Genomic DNA, 19,086 nt, shown 5'->3' on the forward strand with positions numbered 1-19,086 from the left:
ACATCGCGGCTACATCGGCGGCGGCCAGCATTCCTCGTGTTGACAGCCGAACGGAGAGGGCGACGCGATGACGACCAGCACACCGGCCGCCCAGCACACGGTGGTGGACCCCGCGCCGAGGCCGGTCGGCGGCCGGGTGGTGCTCAAGATCGGGACCACCTCGCTGGTCACCGACGGCGAACTGGACCCGGTGAAGCTGCGGCGGGTGTGCGAGGCCGTGCGGGCCGCGATCGCCGAGGGGCTCGCGCCGGTGCTGGTGACCTCCGGCGCGATCGCCATCGGGCGCACCACCCACCCGGGCCTGGCCGCGCACCGTCCACACGAGACGGACTTGCCGGACCTGGTGCGCCAGCAGGTCGCCGCCGCGATGGGGCAGTCGCTGCTGTACCGGGCGATCGAGCACGAGCTGGGCCGCCACGGCCTGCGCACCGCGCAGCTGTTGCTGACCCCGCCGGACCTGATCGAGCCCGCCGGTACGGATCTCGCCCGCACGGTGGACGCGATGCTCGACCTCGGCGTGGTGCCGGTGGCCAACGAGAACGACGCGCTCGGCGTGCGCAACAACGACGTGCTGGCCGCGCTGCTCGCCGGGTTCATCGGGGCCGAGCTGTTGTTGTTACTCACCAACGTGCCCGGCCTCTACGACGGCGACCCCGCGGGCGGCGACGCGGCCTTGATCACCGACGTGCCCTTGCTCAACGCCGAGGTCGAGGCGCTCGCCGGCGACTCGTCCGGGGCGGGCACCGGCGGCATGCGGATCAAGCTGGCCGCCTGCTGGATCGCCACGTTCCGGGGCGTGCGCGTGGTCATCGCCGACACCACCGATCCCGCCGTCGTGCTGGACGCCTGGCGCGGTGCGCCGGTGGGCACGGCGTTCCGGCCGCGGCGGCCGGGTCGCACGCCGTCGATCGGCGCGCTGTGGCGGGCGTTCCGCACACCCCCGGCCGCTGTGCTCGCGTGCACCCACGAGGGCGTCGCCGCGCTGCTGAGCGGTGCGCCGGTGCTGGCCCGCCACCTCGTCGATCCCGCGACCGCCGCCGGCGTGCTCGCCGGGCAGGTGCTCGAACTGACCGATCCCGCGGGGCGTGGCCTCGCCCGCGGCGCGGCCGCTGCCGACGGCACGCGGCTGAGGACCGACCCGACGGTGGTCGCGGTGCGCGACCACGTCCTGATCACGGAGGAACCGCGATGACCGCAACGATCCAGAGCGTGTCCGAGGTGTGCCGCGCGGCGGCCGAAGCGGCCGCCGAGGTCGCGGTGCTGCCCACCCAGACCAAGAACCGCGTGCTGCTGGCGATGGCCGACGCCGTCGAGCGGCACGCCGAGCCGATCATGAAGGCCAACGCCGACGACGTCGCCGCGGCTCGGGCGGCCGGCGTGTCCAGCACCCTGTGCGACCGGCTGACCCTCAACGAGCGGCGGATGGCCGGGCTGTCCTCGGCGATCCGCACGATCGCCGGTCTCCCGGACCCCGTCGGCGCGATCGTGACGGGCTGGACCCGGCCCAACGGCATCCTCATCCAGCAGGTCCGGGAACCGCTCGGCGTGGTGGCGGTGATCTACGAGGCACGGCCGAACGTGACCGGCGAGGTGGCCGCCCTGTGCGTCAAGACCGGTAACTGCGCGGTGCTGCGCGGCTCGTCCATGGCGATGGCCACCAACCGGGCGGTGATGGCCGCGCTGCAGGAGGGCATCGCCGAGGTCGACGAGATGCCGGCCGCCGCGGTGCAGCTGGTCGACGACCCCTCGCGCGACGCCGCGCTGGAACTCATGCGCGCCAAGGGGTACATCGACCTGCTCGTGCCGCGCGGCGGCCCGGAGCTGATCGCCTCGGTCGAGGCCAACGCCACCGTGCCGACCGTCATCGACGGCGCGGGCAACTGCCACGTGTACATCGACACCGCGGCCGACCGCCGGATCGCCACCGACGTCGCCATCAACGCCAAGACGTCGCGGCCCAGCGTGTGCAACGCGATGGAGACCCTGCTGGTGCACCGCGACCTCGCGCACGACTGGCTGCCCGGGGTGCTGGACGAGCTGGCCGCGCTCGGCGTGCGGATCAAGGGCGACGAGACGGTGCGCAGGCACTGGCCGCGTGCCGAGGAAGCCACCGAGACCGACTGGGAGACCGAGTACCTCGACCTCGTCCTCGCGGTGCGGGTGGTCGACGACGCCGAGGCCGCGATCCGGCACATCCGCCGCTACGGCAGTGCGAACGCCGAGGCGATCGTCACCGCCGACATCCAGACCGCGCGCCGGTTCACGCAACTGGTGGACGCGGGCAGCGTGTTCGTCAACACCTCGACTCGCTACTCCGACGGCGGCGAGTTCGGCTACGGCGTCGAGATCGGCGTGTCCACCCAGAAGCTGCACGCCCGGGGCCCGATGGGCCTAGCCGCGCTCACCACCGTGAAGAACGTGGTGTGGGGCAGCGGCCAGATCCGCATCGTCTGACCACCCGCGAACGAGGGAGAGCCCCCGGATGACCACCTACCTGGAGCCGCGGACCGGCCGATCGCCGATGCACGGGTCGACGCTGATGGACCGGGTCGGGCAGGCACTGTCCATCAAGCACAACAACCTGGTCTACGAGATGCGGGCGGCCGGCCGCGACGTGATCACGCTGTCGCTGGGGGAGGCGTTCTTCGACCTGAAGGTGCCGACCTTCGGCGACCTCGAGGGCGCCGGGGCCGACGGCGGGGGCGGCACCGGCCTGCACCACTACTCGCACTCGCGCGGCCTGCCGGAGCTGCGGGCGAAGCTCGCGGGCTACTACCAGGACAAGTTCCAGGTGCCGGTCGACCCGGACCGGGAGATCATCGTCACCGCAGGTTCCAAGGTGGCCATCTACATGGTGTTGCTGGCCACCCTGGAGCCGGGCGACGAGGTGATCATCCCGGAGCCGTTCTGGCTCAGCTACCCCGAACAGGTGCGGTTGTGCCGTGGCGTGCCGGTGATGGTGCCCCAGGACGTGAGCATCTACGACCTGCACCGCTATGTGACACCCCGGACCCGGGCGCTGATCATCAACAACCCCAACAACCCGTCCGGGCGGGTCTACAGCGAGGCGGAACTCGCCGCGCTGCACGACCTGGTGCACGACAACGGCATGCTGCTGATCGCCGACGAGGCGTACAACGAGTTCGTGCCGCCGGGGCAGCCGTTCCGCTCGTGCGGGGCGTTCGACCCGGACAAGGAGCACACCGTCACGGTGAACTCGATGTCGAAGAACTACGGCATCTCCGGGTGGCGGATCGGGTACGTGCTCTCGCACCCGAGGCTGATGGACGCCGTGCTGAAGATCAACCAGCACCTGATCACGTGCGCGCCCACCATCCTGTGCCGGTACGTGGCCGAGCACTTCGACGACATCCTCGAGCACACCCGCCCGCAGATCCAGCGGGTGGTGGCGTTGCGCAACGAGGTCGCCGGGCAGCTGGACGCGCTCGGCGTGCGGACCCTGCCGGGGTCGGCGTCGTTCTACCTGTTCGCCTCGCTCGGCACGTCGATGCTCGACTCGACGGCGTTCGCCGACCGGTTGCTCCGCGACAGCGGGGTCAGCGTGGTCGCCGGGCTGGCCTACGGCGAGTCGTGCGACCGGTACGTCCGGATTTCAGTGGGTACGGAGTCGCCCGAGCGGGTGGCGCGGGGCATCGCGGCGGTCCGCGACCTGATCGACGCCACCTCACCCCGCTGACCGCCGCGCCGCCCGCCGGATCGACCGGGGACCGGTCGACCCGGCCCGTCCTCCCGCACCCCGAGCCGGGCGCGATGCACGAGCTGGCCCGCACGCTGACCGTGTCCCGGGGAGTCGGGGTCGGCGTCACCACCGTGGTCGGCAGCGGGCTGCTTGTGTTGCCCGGACTGGCCTACGGGCTGCTCGGGCCGGCCGCGATCTTCGCGTGGCTGGGCGCCGCCGTCGTCGTCGCGCCGCTGCTGGTGATCTTCGCGCGACTCGGTGGCCGGCACCCGAACGCCGGCGGGGTGGTGGGCTTCGCCGCGGCGGCCTTCGGTCCGGCCGGGGTGGCGCCGACGGTGTTCCTGCTGCTCGGCGCGTGTGCCTTCGGCGGCGCCGCGATCGCGGTGACGGCCGGGCGCTACTTCGCCGCGCTGCCCGGCGCCGGGGCGCTGGCGTTGCCCGCGGCGGCCTGCTGCGTCGTCGTGGTCGCCCTGCTCAACGTGCTCGGCTCGCGCACGCTCGCCCGTGTGCAGTCGGCGCTCACCGGTGTGTTGCTCGTCCTGGTGAGCGCGGTCGTGGTGGCCGCGGTGCTCGCGCCGAACTGGACGCCGGCCGGGCGGGTCGGCGTCCCGGCGCACTGGACCGACGTGCTGCCCGCGGTCGGCCTGGTGTTCTTCGCCTTCACCGGCTGGGAGTTGCTCGCGGCCACGACGGAGGAGTACCGCAACCCGCACCGCGACGTCCCGCGTGCGCTCGCGATCACGTACATGGTGGTCGTGGCGCTCTACGCTGCGGTGGCCCTCGCCGTGCAGACGTCGCTGCCCGCAGGCGATCCACGGCTGCGCGGTGCGCCGCTCGCTGCGGTGCTCGCGCGGGTGTTCGGTGGCGGGCTCGGAGACGCTGTGGGCGTCGTGATGTCCGTGGTCGGTGGCGTCGTCGTGCTGGCCACGCTGGTCAGCGGCACCTGGGCCGCGTCCCGGATCGGCTTCGACGCGGCGCGCCACGGCCTGCTGCCCGCGCGGCTGCGCGTGCTGCACCCGCGCACCCGCACGCCGGTGGCCGCGGTCCTGCTGCTGTGCGGCACGTTCGGGATCGCGCTGGTCGCCCACGCGGCGGGCCTGGTGTCGCTCGAGACGATGTTCCGGTTGTCGGCGGTCAACTTCGTCAGCGGTTACGCGGTCTCCGTGCTCGCGCACGCGCGGCTCTTCCCTGGCCGAGGGGCGCGTGTGCTCTCTGTGGCGGCGCTGGTCCCCGTGGCCGTGGTGCTTGCGGGTTTCGGCTGGTTGCTGCTGTATCCGGCGGCCTTGCTGGTCGCCGGGACGGTCGTGCACCGGGTCCGGTGCCGCCGTGAGCTCAGCCGAGGCGGTCCGTCGAGAGCCGGCCGCCGTGGATGAACCAGCGCAGCTGATCGACGGCCTTGTGCAGCGTGTCGGTCCGGTCCTGGATGGCCAGCGACCGCAGCGAGGAGATCTCCTTGCGGTACCAGGAGGTTCCCTCGGCCACCGCCGCGGCTCGCGCGCCGTTGCGGCTGGAGTCCATCGTGGACAGGCGGCTGCGGATCGCGCCGAGGTAGTACTCCACGACGCTGCCGATCGCGCCGGGGATGTCCACGTCGACGTCCCGCTGCTCCCGGGCGAAGAGCCGGACGAGGTCCGGCACCCGGTAGCTGTCCACCCCCGGCGTCTCCAGCAGGCCCGCGTCGACGAGCCGTTCGGCGATGCCCCGTGCGGTGTTCGGGTCGCGGCGCAGCAACGCGGCCAGCACGTCGAGGCCCAGCAGCGGCATGTCCAGTGCGCCGAGGAGCCGCAGGGCCGCCAACGCGTCGGTGTCGTCCTGGTGGCCGAGCAGCCGCAGCCCGCCGCGCAGGCTCGCCCGCACGCTCAGCTCGCTGCTGGCCAGCAGGTCGAGCCGGCAGCGCGGGTCGGCGAGGCGGTCGGCGAAGTCGCGCAAGGACCACGACGGCCGCGCGGCCAGCCGGGTCGCCGCGATCCGCAGCGCCAGCGGCAGGTACTCGCAGCGCCGGGCCAGCTCGCCCGCGGCGCCGGATTCCGCGTCGACGCGGTGTGCGCCAAGGGAATCACGCAGCAGGCGGATCGAGGCCGCGGCCGACAACCGTCCAACGTGGACGTACGAGCGGGCCCCCGTCACCTCGAGCGGCGCACGGGACACGACCAGCAGCGCACAGCCCGGTGGTGGCGACATCAGCGGCCGGGCCTGATCGGCGCGGTGCACGTCGTCGAGCACGACGAGCAGCCGCAACCCGGCGGCCGCGGTCGGCCAGCCGTCGGCGCCGTCCTGGGGCCGCGGTGCGGTGCTGGTGGCCTGGGCGAGCGAGCCGATCACCTCCACCGGCCGCAAGGGTGTGACGTCGGTGGACGAGCGCATGTCCAGGTGGACCTGACCGTCCGGGAACCGGTCGGCCAGCCGGCGCGCGGCGAGCGCGGCGAGCGCGGACTTGCCCGCCCCCGCGAAGCCGTGCACGACGCAGACCCGGTCCTCGACCAGCCGCGTGGTCACCGCCGCCAGCTCCTCCTCGCGGCCGAACACCTCCTCGTCGCGCTCGTTCGTGACGACGGGGCCGCGGTGCAGCCGTGGTCCTGACGCGCTGGGTGCTGGCCGCTGCTCGGTGTTGCCGAGCAGCGCCGGATCGCCTTGCAGGATGCGTTGCTGCAGGTCGCGCAGCGGCTTGGTGGGTTCGATGCCCAGTTCGCTGACCAGCAGCCGGCGCAGGTCGCGGTAGGCGCCGAGGGCGTCGGCCTGATCACCGCACCGGTACAGGGCACGCATCAGGTGCGCGTGCAGGCGCTCGCGCAGCGGGAACTGGGCGACCAGCAGCTTGAGCTCGGGCAACAGCGACTCGTGGTGGCCGAGTTCGATGCCCACGCCGAGCCTGCCCTCGGCGACCGACAGCTGCGCTTCCTCCAGCCGCGCCCGCTCGGCCAGCACGGCCGGGGTCATCGCGACATCGGCCAGCGGGGTGCCCCGCCACAGCGCCATCGCGGCGGCGAACGACTCGGCCGCCCCCGCCAGGTCACCCGCGGCCTGGCGCGAGCGCGCGGTGACCGCGAACGCCTCGAACTCGTGCACGTCCAGCGACATCGACGGGACCACAAGCCGGTACCCGGGCGACTGGGTGACCAGCACCGTGCCCGCCTGGTCGCCGAGCGCGGTGCGCAGCCGCCACACGTAACCGGCGAGCAGGCCGCTCGCGGTGGCGGCGGGCCCGTCCGGCCACAGCTCGGCGATCAGCCGGTCGACGCCGACCACCTGGTTGGCGTTGAGCAGCAGCACGGCGAGCAGGGAACGCTGCTTGGCCGAGCCGATCAGCCGCCACGTCGTGCCGTCGTGGTACTCCAGCGAACCGAGGATGCGGAAGCGCACCGGGCCCGGCCGCTCCACCGGTGTGTCCGAAGTGGAGCGTTGGCGACCGCCGGTCCGCACCCGGGCGCCCGGTTCGGCGTCGGCGCGGCGGTGGACCGGCTCGGCGACGCGGGTGCCGCTCACCAGTCGGCCGTGGGGGAGCAGGGGCGGACGTGGACGCGTTCCTGGTCGTGCGAGACGTTCAGGGCCACGGGCAACCCCGCCTCGCAGCGCAGCCGCGTGTCGAAGGTCTGCACGGCCTGGCGCCAATGGGTGTAGCGGTGGTGCGGGCCGTTGGACAGCGAGACCCCCGGCGCGAGGTCCAGCTCGAACCACATCGCCACCGCGTCGCACATCCCGTCGGACACCGGCAGCGCGCTCACCTCGCTCGTACCCGCGGGCAGGTCGGTGCCGAAGTCGACCTTCAGCAGCTCGAACGGCGCGGTCAGCATCCGGTGGTCGTGGCTGTGCAGGTAGGTCGAGAAGTACTCGGTCGAGCGGAACTGGTTGAACGTGCTGACGTCGAAGCCGCACGCGACGCTCACGTTGTTGTGCGAGCGCAGCCGGTCGCTCTCCACCAGCTGGCCGAGCAGCCGGGCGTGCCGGGGCACCAGCCGGGCGTCAGGGGTGAGCAGCTCGCGGCGCGCGTGCTCCAGCGCGGGCAGGGCGTGCTCGCCGAGCAGCGCGCAGTCGAAGATCTCGGTGACCAGCACGTCGGCCCGCGTGGGCAGGTCGACCCCGACGCGCAACGCGGTCGACCGGGCGTTGATCACCGTGATGGTGTCGGCGTAGCCGTTGGCCAGCACGATCTGCTGTGCGGCGGCCGCGATCACCGGCTCGGCCTCGCAGGTGATCACCATGCTCGCGCCCGCCTTGGCGGCCAGCAACGCGAGCAGTCCCGACCCGGTCCCGATGTCCAGCACCACGTCACCCGGCCGGACGGTGGCGATGATCGCCTCCTCGTAGGCGGCGTTGCGCTCGTGGTCGTTCATCATCGCGAAGTGCCAGCGCGGCACAACCTGGCGGATGGCCCGGTTCAGCAGCCGGGCCGGGCGCTCGTCACCGGGACCGGCCAGCATCCTGGCGATGCGCAGGCACTCCACCGCCTCGCCCGCCGCGGAGCCGTGCAGCAGGGCTTCACCCCTGGCCGTCAACGACCTGACCAGCTCCGCGGTGTCGGGGCCCGGACCGGCGGGTGCGAGTCTGCCCGGATCGGACATGGAGAGTTCGGCTTGCTGGGTCACGGACGACCTCACTCGGCTCATCACAGCCTGGGCTGTGCGGAAAGATGGGACTGGGCCGGGATCACTCGGCCAGAACGATGGAGTGGACGACGGCGGGGGACTCGTCGGCGTCCGGGTCGGTGACGGGCAGGTAGGCGATCACCTTGCTGCCGCGCTGCACGACCGCGACCCCGCGCGCGCAGAGCCGGTCGACCCGGAAGGTGTTGCCGTGCCACGGGCAGCGCAGCTTGCCGTCCTCGATCCGGCCGAGGTGCAGTGGCCCGCCGCGGTGGGCGCACCGGGAGGCGATCACGTGCACGGCGCCGGACCGGTCGTAGGCGAAGAAGTGCCGGTCGCCGACGATGACCGTGTTCTCCTGCGGCCAGTTCAGCTCGACGCGGATGCTGCGGCTCATCGGGTGCTGACCACGACGACGGCGTCCGCGTCGGCGGCGAGCCCGTACAACCTGCCCTTGGGCACGGTGACCCCGCTGCCCGCGGCCACCGTCAGCGGGTCGCCGGTGCCGCTGAAGTGCAGCTGCACGCTGCCGCTGCTCACGTCCACCGACGTGTCGGCGTCGGCCACCCGCGTCTCGAACGCCGTGGCCGGCCCGAGGTCGCGGATCTCCGGCGCACCGGGTGCCTGCTCGAGGTCCGCGGCGGAGCGGGCAGGTCGCGTGGTCGGGGTCCACGCCAGCTGGGCCAGCAGGTCCGCGTCGGCCAGCGAGCTGAGCAGCCGGATCTCCTCGACGCCGCGGATCAGCCCGCGCGTGGCCACCGGGCCGTGCTTGCGGGCCAGCGGCATCAGCAACTCGTGCACCGCCATCCGGCCGTGGTGCTGGTCGATGTGGGCGTGCTCGTCGCAGTAGCGGGTGTCCACCGCGTCACCGAACACCCCGCGCAGCGCCGTGGTCAGCCGGGCGAACCACGGCGCGAAGGTGGCCTCCAGCAACGCCATCGCGCCGATGTAGCGGAAGAACCCGGTGCGGTCGTGGGTGACCCGGTAGAAGTAGTTGTTCACCGCGATCGACGACGGCAGGTAGAAGAACCAGTAGTGGTGCGGGGTCGTCCGCATGCCGACGCTGCGGCACAGGTCGGTGAACAGGCTGCTGTGCTTGGCGTCGAACACGCCGTAGCCGAACTCGTCGATGAAGATCTTGAACAGTTCGCTCTGCTCGGGGCCGAAGGCGCCACCGAGGTTCTGCGACATGGCGGTCGCCTCGGTGAGGCCGTCGAGGGCCATCTGGACCATCAGCATCTCCGCGGCCCGGCGCGGGTCGGCGGCCTGCTCGATGGCGGTCTGCACCGGGAAGTCGGCGGTGGTGGCCTCGTGGATCGTGGCCTCGAGGTGGCTGAGCGTGCCAGCTTCGTCCCAGTGGCCGTTGACCTGCACGGACTCCTCGAGGAAGCCCAGGGCGAACCGCTCGGCGGTGGGCCGGATCCGGTCGGCGAGCACGCGGCTGCCGGGGTCGTAGAAGGCCGCGAAGTCGCGTTCCTTGCCCCGCAGGCCGTCGATCGGCAGGAACATCGAGTCGCTCTCGTAGATGTTCATGAGCAGCCGGTTGGCCAGCAGGCTGTCGTCGGAGGTGAACCGGTCCTCGGTCAGCGGTCGCTGCCAGTCGATCCCGGCAAGCCGTGCGCGGTCGAGCGGGCGCCGGTACGGGTTGTCCACCACGTACGGGGCCGGTTGCGGTCGGTAGACGTCATTGTCGGCGTAGCTGGTGATCTGCTGGCTAACGGACTCGTCATGATTCAAGCCCAACGCAGTCATCGACGTCCTCCAGCAGTCAAGAGCGGTTCACCAATACCCCAAGAGATCCGCAACGGATTGGTGATGCACTATTCCCGGTAGGTGCGTCACGTGTCCAGACCGGTTTTGAAGTGCTTCCATTCAGGTGACCATAAATGGCTCAACCAGTTGCGCCGAACGGTGTAGCAGGACGCGGTGTGGATCATTTACCGGTGAGTGCATACATCGAAAAAACATTGATGCACAGGCCGGTGCAGCCGGCGTATATGTCCCTGGTCAGCGGTGTGGTGGCAGCGGCGTTCGGCGGCGAAGCCGCTGGTGAGATCAATCCGGACTGGACTCCACCGCGGCCCGCCGCCGCCGGACGGACGAGTCGACCGGCCCCCGAGACCCTTTCCGTTGCGCCTTGGTCGCACAATCGTGAGGCGAATGCAATAGGCAAAGATATTTGTAGTCGAACCGTCGCAACGGGCTTATTTTCGCCTCTTTATCATCGCGACCGGGTGTGTGACAAGGCAGCTCATCCTTATGGATCTATTATGATGTATCCCGGCGTGTCGGTGTAACGCCGAAACGGCAAGCCATTGGCCGGCGGCGACAGTGCGTATTGTGCTCGGTTAACCACGGTCCGTGCATCGCGGCGCCTGCTCGAGTGGCAGCGGCCGGGGGCTACCCCTTCCCTGTCGAGTCTTGTTGATCACCGCCCGACGGCTTCGCGCTTCGCCCATCGCGCGGACCGCTCCACCGCGTCGTCGCCCGACGCCGACCTGGCACAGCGGTCACCGACTCGGGAGGTCGCCGACCGCCCGGGACCGCCACAGCCGTGGCGCCGGCCATGCCGGCACGGCCCACGTCATCTCTTCGCTACGCATCGGCACCCCCTGGGTTCGCGGCGGCGGCGAGCCAAGCAGCCGGAGCAGGTGCGCGGACGGCGGTCTGGACAAGGCTGGACAAGCCTGGATGACCGGCGGGCCTGCTCGTGCCGGCGAGGTCGGCGTCCCCGCGCGATGGTCGGATCCGAGCACGTCGCGCGCCTCTGACCTCGGGTTTCCCCGGGATTTCGCCAATTCGGATTCGCCGACAATTGCGCGAAGGTCTCGGCCGAAAGGGCCTCGTCGAGTACCCGCCAACGGTGCCGCTGATCGATTCTCTTGATCGCGTGGCCCGGCGTTGGGAGAACCCGATCGCTTCAGCGGGCGAAGAATTCCGGGCGGCGGAAGGCTTCGGGCCGGTCGATGCCCGTGCCTGCAGGTAGAGGGCTCACGAGCGTCCTGACCTGTGCTTCAGATACCGAACATCGTATGTTGACAAGACCGGCGCGGGCAGATAACAGCGGCGGAATACGTTCGTACTCCGAATGGTGTCTTGGTAGCCATCGGTGAAGTGTTATTACCCCCTGTGGTCGAAAGATTTACATGCGTGAATCACCGGTCATAGCAACGGCGGTTTCTTTCCACTAGGGTCGGCAATGCGTTGATCGGGGTCGGCGGTGCCGGGAGCATGGATGAAACTGCGGTTACTCGGCCCGCTGGAGCTTGCCACTGGACGAAGTCTGGTCAGCATCGGCGGGCCACGGCAGCGAGTCGTGCTGTCCGTGCTCGCCATGAACGCCAACCGCGTCACGCCGATCGACCTGCTGATCCAGGCCCTGTGGGGCGAGGCCCCGCCGGAGACCGCCCGCGCGCAGATTCAAACGAGCATCTCCAGCCTGCGCAAGCTCTTCGGTGGCAAGGACGGCCGTCCCGACGCCATCCAGACCCGCCCGCCCGGCTACCTGCTGGAGGTCGCGCCCACCGACCTGGACAGCCAGCGGTTCACCGACCTGGTCGCCGAGGCCCGCGGGGAAGCCGACCGGGGCCGGCTCGCGGACGCGGCGGCCACCCTGCGCACGGCCCTCGCGTTGTGGCGCGGCCCGATGCTGGCCGACATCGACAGCGACCTCGTGCAACGCGAAGCCGCGTCCTTCGCGGCCCGGAAGATCACCGCGATCGAGAAGCGGATCCGGATCGACCTCGCGCTCGGCTGGCACGAGGCCATCTGCGGTGAGCTGGCCGCCCTGGTCGAGGAGTACCCGCTCAACGAGCGGCTCTCGGAGTTCTGGATGCTCGCCCTCTACCGGTGCGGCCGCCAGGCCGACGCGCTCGAGGCGGCCCGGCGGACCCGGGCCACCCTCGTCGCCGAGCTGGGCATCGAGCCGGGGCACGACCTGCAGCGGCTGGAGACGGCGATCCTCAACCGCGATCCGTCGCTGGACCTGCGCCCGACGGGCGCCGTGGTGGTGCCGAGCCAGCCCGCTCGCCCGGCCGGCCCGCGCACCACGCGCCACCCGGTGCCGGGGGCGGTGCCACGCCAGCTGCCCCCCAGCGTCGCCGACTTCACCGGTCGCGAGGCCCACATCGCCGCCATCAAGCAACTCCTGGCCGAGGAGGACCTCGACGAGTACGCCATGCGGATCGTGGCGATCTCCGGCAAGGGCGGTGTCGGCAAGTCCAGCCTCGCCGTGCGGGTGGCGCACGAGCTCGGCGAGCTGTTCCCGGACGGCCAGCTCTACGGCGACCTCGCGAGCCCGGCGGGCGAGGACTCCACGACGACGTTGCTGGCCCGGTTCCTGCGCGCGCTCGGCGTCGAGGGCGCGGCGGTCCCGGACGACCCGCAAGAGCGGGCCGAGTTGTACCGCAGCACGCTGGCGGGCAAGCGCGTGCTCGTCGTGCTCGACGACGTGACCAGCGAGCAGCAGGTGCTCCCGCTGCTGCCCGGCAGCGGGACCTGCGCGGTGATCACGACCAGCCGGATGCGGTTGTCCGGGTTGTTCGGCGCGCACTGGCTGGACATCGACGTGCTCGACGCCGAGACCTCCCTGGGCCTGCTGGCCAAGATCATCGGCCCGGCGCGGGTGCGTGCCGAGCAGGACGTGGCCCGGGAGCTGGTCCGGATCTGCGGCGGGCTGCCGCTCGCGCTGCGGATCGCGGGCGCGCGCCTGGCCTCACGCCCGCACTGGCGGATCGCGGCGCTCGTGGCCCGGTTGCAGGACGAGGCCGGCCGGCTCGACGAGCTGACCTACCGCGGGCTCGGCCTGCGCTTCAACATCGACCTGACCTACCGGAGCCTGGCGCCGCAGGCGAAGCGGCTGTTCCGCTTGTTCGTCCTGCTGCGCACCCCGGACCTGCCGGCGTGGACCGCGGCCGCGTTGCTCGACACCGAGCTGGCCGTCGCCGAGGAGGTCCTGGAGCAGTTGGTCGACGCCCAGCTGCTGGACGCGGTCGAATACCCCGGTGAGCGGCTGCGCTACCGCTTCCACAGCCTGATCCGCATCTACGCGATGGAGCGGCTGCTCGAGGCCGAGCCCGTGGCCGAACGCGACCAGGCGCTGCACCGCGTGCTCGCCGCGTGGCTCGCGTTCACCGAGCGCGCGCACCGCGAGGAGTACGGCGGTGACTACACGGTCCTGCACGGCACCGCGCCGCGCTGGTATCCACCGGACGGCGCGCGGCTCGTCGCCGCGGACAACCTGATGGACTGGTGGGACGCCGAGCGGGCCGCGCTGGTGGCCGCGGTGCGGCACGCGGCGGCCGAGGGACTCGACGAGCTGTGCTGGGACCTCGCGCTCACCTCGACCACCTTGTTCGAAGTCAAGGGTTACTACGACGACTGGCGGGAAACCGCGATGCTCGGCCTCCAGGTCACCGAGCGGGCAGGCAACCGCCGTGGTCACGCCGCGATGCTGTACTCGCTGGGCACGCTGGACCTCGCCCAGAAGCGGTTGCCGGACGCGGAGAAGCGCTTCGCCGAGGCGCTGGGCATGTTCACGGCGGATGGCGACGAGCACGGCCGGGCGTTGGTGCTGCGCAATTCCGCGCTCGTGGACGGGATGCACGGCGACTCGGTCGCGATGCTGGCCAAGTACCAGGAGTCGCTGGCCCTGATGCGAGTGGTCGGGGACCGGATGGGCGAAGCCCAGGTGCTGCGCAGCATCGCCGCGTTCCGGATCGACGAAGGCGACACGGACCGGGCGTGCGAGCTGCTCGACGAGTCGCTGGCGATCTGCCGCGAGGTCGGTTGCCTGCGCGGCGAGGCGCAGGTGCGCTACCGGTACGCCTCGCTGCGGATGGAGACCGGCGACTTCGAGTCCGCTCGCCGGGAACTGGCCCGGGTGCGCCAACTGGTTAACCAGATCGGCGACCGGATCGGCGAAACCTATGCGCTGTACGGGCTCGGCGTCGCACTGCACCGCGAAGGCAGCCTCGACGACGCGGAGGCCACGGCGCAGCAGGCGCTCGCGCTCGCGCGGATGATCGGCGAGCGGCTCGTCGAGGGGCAGGTGCTGTACCTGCTCGGCGAGATCGGGCTCGCGCGTGCGGACGTGGTGGTGGGAGCGGGGTACCTGACCGAGGCGGAGACCCTGTTCGAGGAGCTGGGTTCCGCGTTGTGGCTGGCGAAGACCTTGATCCTGCAGTCCGTCCCGAACGCCGCCCCGGGGTGTGGCGGGGTCGCGGTGCAACGGGCGGAGCGGGCGCGGGACCTGTTGCGCGGCCTTCAGTCCAAAGAGGCGGCCCGCTTGCTCGCCGAGTTCGAGGACGCGGGCACGCTCGCCGAGAGCGGGGCCGGCGGCCCCTGATCGCGGGCGCCGGGCCGGCGGCCCGGCGCGTGCCCGGACGTCACCAGTGCATGTCGCACGGGTTCACGTCAGGCGGCAGCGGCAGCGGCGGGATGACGACGCACAGTGCGTCCGGGTAGGGGGCGGCGCTCGCCGTCGCCTCGAGGTTCGTCGCCGTTACGACTCCCGCGCCGGTCACGGCGAGCAGGGCCACCCCGACCACAGTGGTCTTGACCTTCCACCGCAAGTCCCGCACGTCGTCCACCTTCTCCGGTCGCTCCATCGATGGGCTCAGTCAACCCCAGTGCTCTCCTCATCGGCTCTCGACCGTCGATAGGGGATCAGTAGAGCGCGGCGCGAGCGTGCACCCGTTGCGGCTTCGAGGACGGCTGGGGAAGACGGGAAGAAGCTCATGGTGGTCGAGAGGCGTGAGGAGCAGGGGCTGCTCCGTGCGGCGTTCGCCGACTGCGTCGCGGGCAAGGGCCGGCTGGTGCTGATCAGCGGCGGGATGGCGTGCGGCAAGACGGCCCTGTTGCACAGCTTCGGCGAGCACGCGGCCGGTCGGGGCGCGTTGTTGCTGTCGGCGAGCGGGGCTCGGGACGAGCGCGAACTGCGGATGGGCGTGATGTGGCAGCTGTTCCGCAGCGCCGCGCTGGCGCCCGAGGTGCTGCAGCGGGTGCACCGGCTCGTCGACGCGGCGCCGAGCCCGGGCGACGACCACGACGCCGAGCCGGCCCCGATGCGGCCCGTCGACGCCCGCGCCGTGCACGGGTTGTGCGCCGTGCTGCTCGACCTCGCCAAGGACCGGCCGGTAGTGCTGGCCATCGACGACCTGCAGTTCGTGGACGCCGCCACCTTGCAGGTGCTGCTGTACATGCGGCGCCGGATGCGCACCGAGCGCGTCATGCTGCTGCTCACGGAGTGGTACCGGCCGAGCATGGCCCGGCCGTTCCTGCGCGCCGAGGTGACCCGGCAGCCGGACCAGCGGATCAGCCTGGACCTGTTGTCGGAGAACGGAGTCCGCGAGCTCGCGACCGAGGGGCTCGACGCCGGCCGGGCCGCTCGCCTCGCGGCGGGGCTGCACGAGACGAGTGGTGGCAACCCGGCCCTGGCCCGCGCGCTGGTCGAGGACTGCGACCGGCTCGACCCGCAGGCGCGGCGGCCGGTGATCGGCGGCGCGTTCCGCCAGACGGTGCTGGACTGCCTGCACCGCTGGGACTCGAGCTTCCTGCGCGTGGCCGGCGGGCTCGCGGTCCTGGGCGCGCACGTCGGCACGGAGTTGCTGGCCGAGTTGCTGCGGCTGCGCCCGCAGCAGGTGAACCAGGTGCTCGACGTCCTGTCCGCGGCGGGCATCGCCGACGGGCAGCGATTACGCAACGACGAGATCGCCGCGACCGTGCTCGGCAGCCTGCCGCCCGACGAGGCCGCCGCCCTGCACGTGGGTGCCGCCGAGTTGCTCGACAAGTACGGCATCGACCCGGCGGCCGCCGCCGCGCACCTCGTCGCCGCGGACGCCGTACCCGGACCGTGGGCCGTGCGCGCCCTGCGCCACGCCGCCGCGCAGGCCGTCGCCGACGACCCCGCCTTCGCGGTGAAGTGCCTGGAGCTGGCCATCAAGACGACCGGTGACGAGGCCGACCGCGCGACGTTGCGGGCCGCGCTGGTGCGGGTGGCGTGGCGGGTGAACCCGTCCATCGCCGTCCGGCACCTGGCCCCGCTGCACGAGGCGCTGGACGCCGGTCGGCTGGGCTGGCGCGACGCCGTCGCGGTGATCCGGCATTCGTTGTGGCAGGGCGACCTCGACGCCGCGATCACCCGGCTCAGCGCGATGGCGGCCAGCGCGGGCCCGCTCGACGCTCGCACGACGGCCGAGCTGCGGCTGACCTGCGAATGGGTCTACGGCTCGCTGCGCGAGCGGCTGCCGGACGACGTGTACCCGCTGCTCACCAGCACCGACCGCGCCCCATCGGCGAACCCGTGGGTGCAGACGGCCCGGCTGAACGCGGCCTGGTCACGCGGGGCCGGCCGCGAGGTCGTCAACTGCGCCGAGCACATCCTGCAGGGCTGCGTCGGCGACGTTCCCGCCGAAGTCGGGATGACCGCCCTGCTGGCGCTCGAGCACACCGACCGGCAGGAGCGCGCCCTGTACTGGTCGGGCGCGCTGGCCGAGGAGGCCGAGGGCAGGCAGGCCACGACGTGGCAGGCGCTGCTCGGCTGCGTGTGCGCCGACCTGGCCTACCGCAGGGGCGACCTCGTCACGGCACACGCGCGGGCCACCGCGGCGCTGGCGATGCTGCCGACGCAGAGCTGGGGCGTGCTGATCGGCTACCCGCTGTCGATCCTCGTCCTGGTCGACACGGCGATGGGCAAGCTGGACGAGGCGGCGAAGCTGCTGGACCGGCCGGTGCCCGAGGCGATGTTCGACACCGCGTTCGGCCCGCGCTACCTGCACGCGCGCGGGCACCACAACCTCGCGGCGGGGCGCACCCTGGCCGCGCTGGAGGACTTCGAGCGAAGCGCCGCGTGGGCCCGCACCCACGGGCTCGACGTGCCCGCCACCGTGCCGTGGCGGGGTGACATCGCGCAGACCCTGCTGCGGCTGGGCCGGCAGAAGGAGGCCAAGGTGCTGGTGACGGCGCAGCTGGCCAAGGGCGAGGCGAGCGGTGGCCTGCGCAACCGCGGCACCGCGATGCGGGTGCTGGCCGCGTGCAGCGAGCCCAAGGAACGCGTGGGTCTGCTGCGGGACTCGGCGCACCACCTGGAACGGTGCGGTGACCGCCTGGAGCTGGCCAAGACGCTGGCCGATCTCGGCCAGGTGCACCAGGAGCTGGGGCAGCTGGCCAGTGCGCGGCTCGTCCTGCGCAAGGCCGAGCAGCTGGGCAAGGCGTGCCAAGCCGATGTCCTCGCGGTGGAGGAGATCCGGATCCCGGTCCACCGCGTCCCCCGGGAGGCCACGCCCGACGAACCGCCGTCGGGCGGTATCGCGGCGTTGTCGGAGGCGGAGCGCAAGGTCGCGGAGCTGGCGGCGTACGGCTACGCGAACCGGGAGATCGGGCGCAAGCTCTACATCACCGTCAGCACGGTCGAGCAACACCTGACCCGGGTCTACAAGAAGCTGAACGTCATGCGGCGCACGGATCTTCTGTCGGAGCTGTCCCGCTACGACGCCGTCGGCGTGGACCTCGTCCCGGACGACACGCACATGGCGGTGTCCCGTCGGAGCACGCCCGGCTGAACCCATACCGGCTGGCTGGGGTCACGCCGGCACGGCGAGCTTCTCCAGGTCGTGCACGAGGTCGGCCATCGTGGGCCGCAGCCGGATCTCGGCGGCCAGGTGACCGGCCGCGACGCGGTAGCGGGGGGAGGCCAGCAGGGCGGCGACCCCGTCGTGCACGGCCGTCGCGGTCGCTTCGTGACCCATCAGGTGCCGGCCCGCGCCCGCCGCCGCCAGCCGGGCGCCGGTCAGGGTCGTCTCGGCCAGGAACGTGATGGCGAGTTGCGGGACGCCGGCGCACAGGGCCGTCATCGCGGTCCCGCTGCCGCCGTGGTGCACCACCGCGGCACAGCTGGGCAGCAGCAGGTGCAACGGCAGCCGTTCCAGCACGCGCACGGACGACGGGACCGGACCCAGCCCGGTCAGATCGCGAGCGGTGGCCGTCACCACCACCTCACAGTCCATTTCGGACAGTACGGCGAGCAGGTGCGGGAGCAAGCCGGCCGCGGGGCCGATCATGGTGGCCAGGGCGGTGGACCACGTGAGGCACACCCGCGGTCGCCGCACGGGTTCCAGCAGCCAGTCCGGGGCAGGCGCGCACCCGTTGTACGGCACGTACCGCACCGGCAGGCGGTTCGCCTTCGTCCGCGGCGCCAACGGGGCCGGGCACGGGTCGACCACGTGCTCGATCATGGCGGTGCTGAACTCACCGAAGCCGTACCGGGGGAACGCGCCGCTGAAGTCGTTGGGCACCACCTGGTTGTGCGCGAGTTCGTCGGTGCCGACCGGACCCCACAAGCTCAGCACGGCCGGAACGCCGCAGACCTTGGCGGCCAGCAAGCCTTCCAGGCTCGTCGGATCGTGCACCACCACGTCCGGGCGCCACCGCCGGGCGAACCCGACCGCCGCGTCGCAGCCCCGGCCGGTCTCGCGCGCCAGTTCCGGTTCCACCGTGCGCCGGTAGTCCTCGACGTCGAAGTCGGCCAGGCTCGTCATCGGCTCACGCGTGACCGGGTGCAGCGGCAGCCACGGGAACGGGAAGATCCCCGTCACCGCTTCCTGGTAGTACTGCAGGCAGTTGCGGGTCACCACGTCCATGCCGGCCGGCACCGGCACCGGGATCAGCCCGGCACCGGTCAGCTGAGCGGCCTGCGACGGCGGGCAGAGCACCCGGACCTCGTGGCCCATCGCCTGCAACGCCCAGCCCATCGGGATCATCGACGCGTAGTGGGTCGGCCACGCCGAGACCGTGAACAGGACCCGCACG

General features: G+C 72.0%; 13 protein-coding genes. 7 read left to right on the forward strand and 6 right to left on the reverse strand.

The window, feature by feature from the left end; all coding sequences use genetic code 11:
- Nucleotides 1–67: 67 nt before the first annotated feature.
- The 4 genes from proB to EV186_RS31765 all read left to right on the forward strand — a co-directional run bounded on the left by proB (nucleotide 68) and on the right by EV186_RS31765 (nucleotide 5,073).
- Nucleotides 68–1,192 (forward strand): glutamate 5-kinase, encoded by a 1,125-nt coding sequence (proB, locus tag EV186_RS31750; RefSeq protein ID WP_133853205.1) that lies wholly within the window; start codon nucleotides 68–70, stop codon nucleotides 1,190–1,192.
- Nucleotides 1,189–2,454, forward strand: coding sequence for a glutamate-5-semialdehyde dehydrogenase (locus EV186_RS31755; protein WP_133853206.1), 1,266 nt, complete (start codon nucleotides 1,189–1,191; stop codon nucleotides 2,452–2,454). The genes proB and EV186_RS31755 overlap by 4 nt, the downstream gene beginning before the upstream one ends.
- Before the next feature lie 28 nt (nucleotides 2,455–2,482).
- The gene (locus EV186_RS31760) at nucleotides 2,483–3,697 is read left to right on the forward strand and encodes a pyridoxal phosphate-dependent aminotransferase (RefSeq protein ID WP_133853207.1); all 1,215 of its coding nucleotides are present in this window, start codon (nucleotides 2,483–2,485) and stop codon (nucleotides 3,695–3,697) included.
- A gap of 74 nt (nucleotides 3,698–3,771) precedes the next feature.
- Nucleotides 3,772–5,073 carry an APC family permease gene (locus EV186_RS31765; protein ID WP_133853208.1) on the forward strand — a complete coding sequence of 434 codons (1,302 nt, stop codon included), beginning with the start codon at nucleotides 3,772–3,774 and terminating at the stop codon, nucleotides 5,071–5,073.
- Here the strand turns inward: EV186_RS31765 and EV186_RS31770 are convergent.
- The 4 genes from EV186_RS31770 to EV186_RS31785 form a co-directional block, all read right to left on the reverse strand.
- On the reverse strand, nucleotides 5,033–7,183 hold the full coding sequence (locus EV186_RS31770; RefSeq protein ID WP_166659420.1) for an AfsR/SARP family transcriptional regulator: 2,151 nt from the start codon (nucleotides 7,181–7,183) through the stop codon (nucleotides 5,033–5,035). The genes EV186_RS31765 and EV186_RS31770 overlap by 41 nt on opposite strands.
- On the reverse strand, nucleotides 7,180–8,283 hold the full coding sequence (locus EV186_RS31775; RefSeq protein ID WP_166659421.1) for a class I SAM-dependent methyltransferase: 1,104 nt from the start codon (nucleotides 8,281–8,283) through the stop codon (nucleotides 7,180–7,182). Before EV186_RS31775 ends, EV186_RS31770 begins: the two co-directional genes overlap by 4 nt.
- A 61-nt stretch (nucleotides 8,284–8,344) precedes the next feature.
- Complete coding sequence (locus EV186_RS31780; protein WP_133853211.1) at nucleotides 8,345–8,677, reverse strand: Rieske 2Fe-2S domain-containing protein; 333 nt, start codon at nucleotides 8,675–8,677, stop codon at nucleotides 8,345–8,347.
- On the reverse strand, nucleotides 8,674–10,032 hold the full coding sequence (locus EV186_RS31785) for an iron-containing redox enzyme family protein (RefSeq protein WP_133853212.1): 1,359 nt from the start codon (nucleotides 10,030–10,032) through the stop codon (nucleotides 8,674–8,676). The genes EV186_RS31780 and EV186_RS31785 overlap by 4 nt, the downstream gene beginning before the upstream one ends.
- A gap of 191 nt (nucleotides 10,033–10,223) precedes the next feature.
- Here EV186_RS31785 and EV186_RS31790 point away from each other — a divergent pair, with 191 nt between their 5' ends.
- Entirely contained in the window at nucleotides 10,224–10,577 is a 354-nt protein-coding gene (locus EV186_RS31790) for a hypothetical protein (RefSeq protein WP_133853213.1), read from the forward strand.
- 938 nt (nucleotides 10,578–11,515) lie between these two features.
- Nucleotides 11,516–14,626: an AfsR/SARP family transcriptional regulator gene (locus tag EV186_RS31795; RefSeq protein WP_133853214.1), complete on the forward strand. Its 3,111-nt coding sequence runs from the start codon at nucleotides 11,516–11,518 to the stop codon at nucleotides 14,624–14,626.
- 40 nt (nucleotides 14,627–14,666) lie between these two features.
- Here EV186_RS31795 and EV186_RS31800 read toward each other — a convergent pair whose 3' ends face one another.
- Nucleotides 14,667–14,888, reverse strand: coding sequence for a hypothetical protein (locus EV186_RS31800; RefSeq protein WP_133853215.1), 222 nt, complete (start codon nucleotides 14,886–14,888; stop codon nucleotides 14,667–14,669).
- A gap of 129 nt (nucleotides 14,889–15,017) precedes the next feature.
- Between EV186_RS31800 and EV186_RS31805 the strand changes: the two genes are divergently transcribed.
- The gene (locus tag EV186_RS31805) at nucleotides 15,018–17,840 is read left to right on the forward strand and encodes a helix-turn-helix transcriptional regulator (RefSeq protein WP_133853216.1); all 2,823 of its coding nucleotides are present in this window, start codon (nucleotides 15,018–15,020) and stop codon (nucleotides 17,838–17,840) included.
- A 21-nt stretch (nucleotides 17,841–17,861) separates the two neighbouring features.
- Here the strand turns inward: EV186_RS31805 and EV186_RS31810 are convergent, their stop codons facing one another.
- A complete protein-coding gene (locus tag EV186_RS31810) occupies nucleotides 17,862–19,085 on the reverse strand; it encodes a nucleotide disphospho-sugar-binding domain-containing protein (protein WP_133853217.1) in 1,224 nt (407 codons plus the stop codon).
- Nucleotide 19,086: the final 1 nt, after the last annotated feature.

Origin of the sequence: Labedaea rhizosphaerae, assembly GCF_004362825.1 — a bacterium.
GTDB classification, from domain to species: domain Bacteria; phylum Actinomycetota; class Actinomycetes; order Mycobacteriales; family Pseudonocardiaceae; genus Labedaea; species Labedaea rhizosphaerae.

Excerpts from the sequence above, each read along its gene's own strand:
- EV186_RS31795 (WP_133853214.1), top strand. The coding sequence starts at position 11,516 with ATGAAACTGCGGTTACTCGGCCCGCTGGAGCTTGCCACTGGACGAAGT.
- EV186_RS31785 (WP_133853212.1), bottom strand. The coding sequence starts at position 10,032 with ATGACTGCGTTGGGCTTGAATCATGACGAGTCCGTTAGCCAGCAGATC.
- EV186_RS31755 (WP_133853206.1), top strand. The coding sequence starts at position 1,189 with ATGACCGCAACGATCCAGAGCGTGTCCGAGGTGTGCCGCGCGGCGGCC.
- EV186_RS31800 (WP_133853215.1), bottom strand. The coding sequence starts at position 14,888 with ATGGAGCGACCGGAGAAGGTGGACGACGTGCGGGACTTGCGGTGGAAG.
- proB (WP_133853205.1), top strand. The coding sequence starts at position 68 with ATGACGACCAGCACACCGGCCGCCCAGCACACGGTGGTGGACCCCGCG.
- EV186_RS31765 (WP_133853208.1), top strand. The coding sequence starts at position 3,772 with ATGCACGAGCTGGCCCGCACGCTGACCGTGTCCCGGGGAGTCGGGGTC.
- EV186_RS31780 (WP_133853211.1), bottom strand. The coding sequence starts at position 8,677 with ATGAGCCGCAGCATCCGCGTCGAGCTGAACTGGCCGCAGGAGAACACG.
- EV186_RS31805 (WP_133853216.1), top strand. The coding sequence starts at position 15,018 with ATGGTGGTCGAGAGGCGTGAGGAGCAGGGGCTGCTCCGTGCGGCGTTC.
- EV186_RS31760 (WP_133853207.1), top strand. The coding sequence starts at position 2,483 with ATGACCACCTACCTGGAGCCGCGGACCGGCCGATCGCCGATGCACGGG.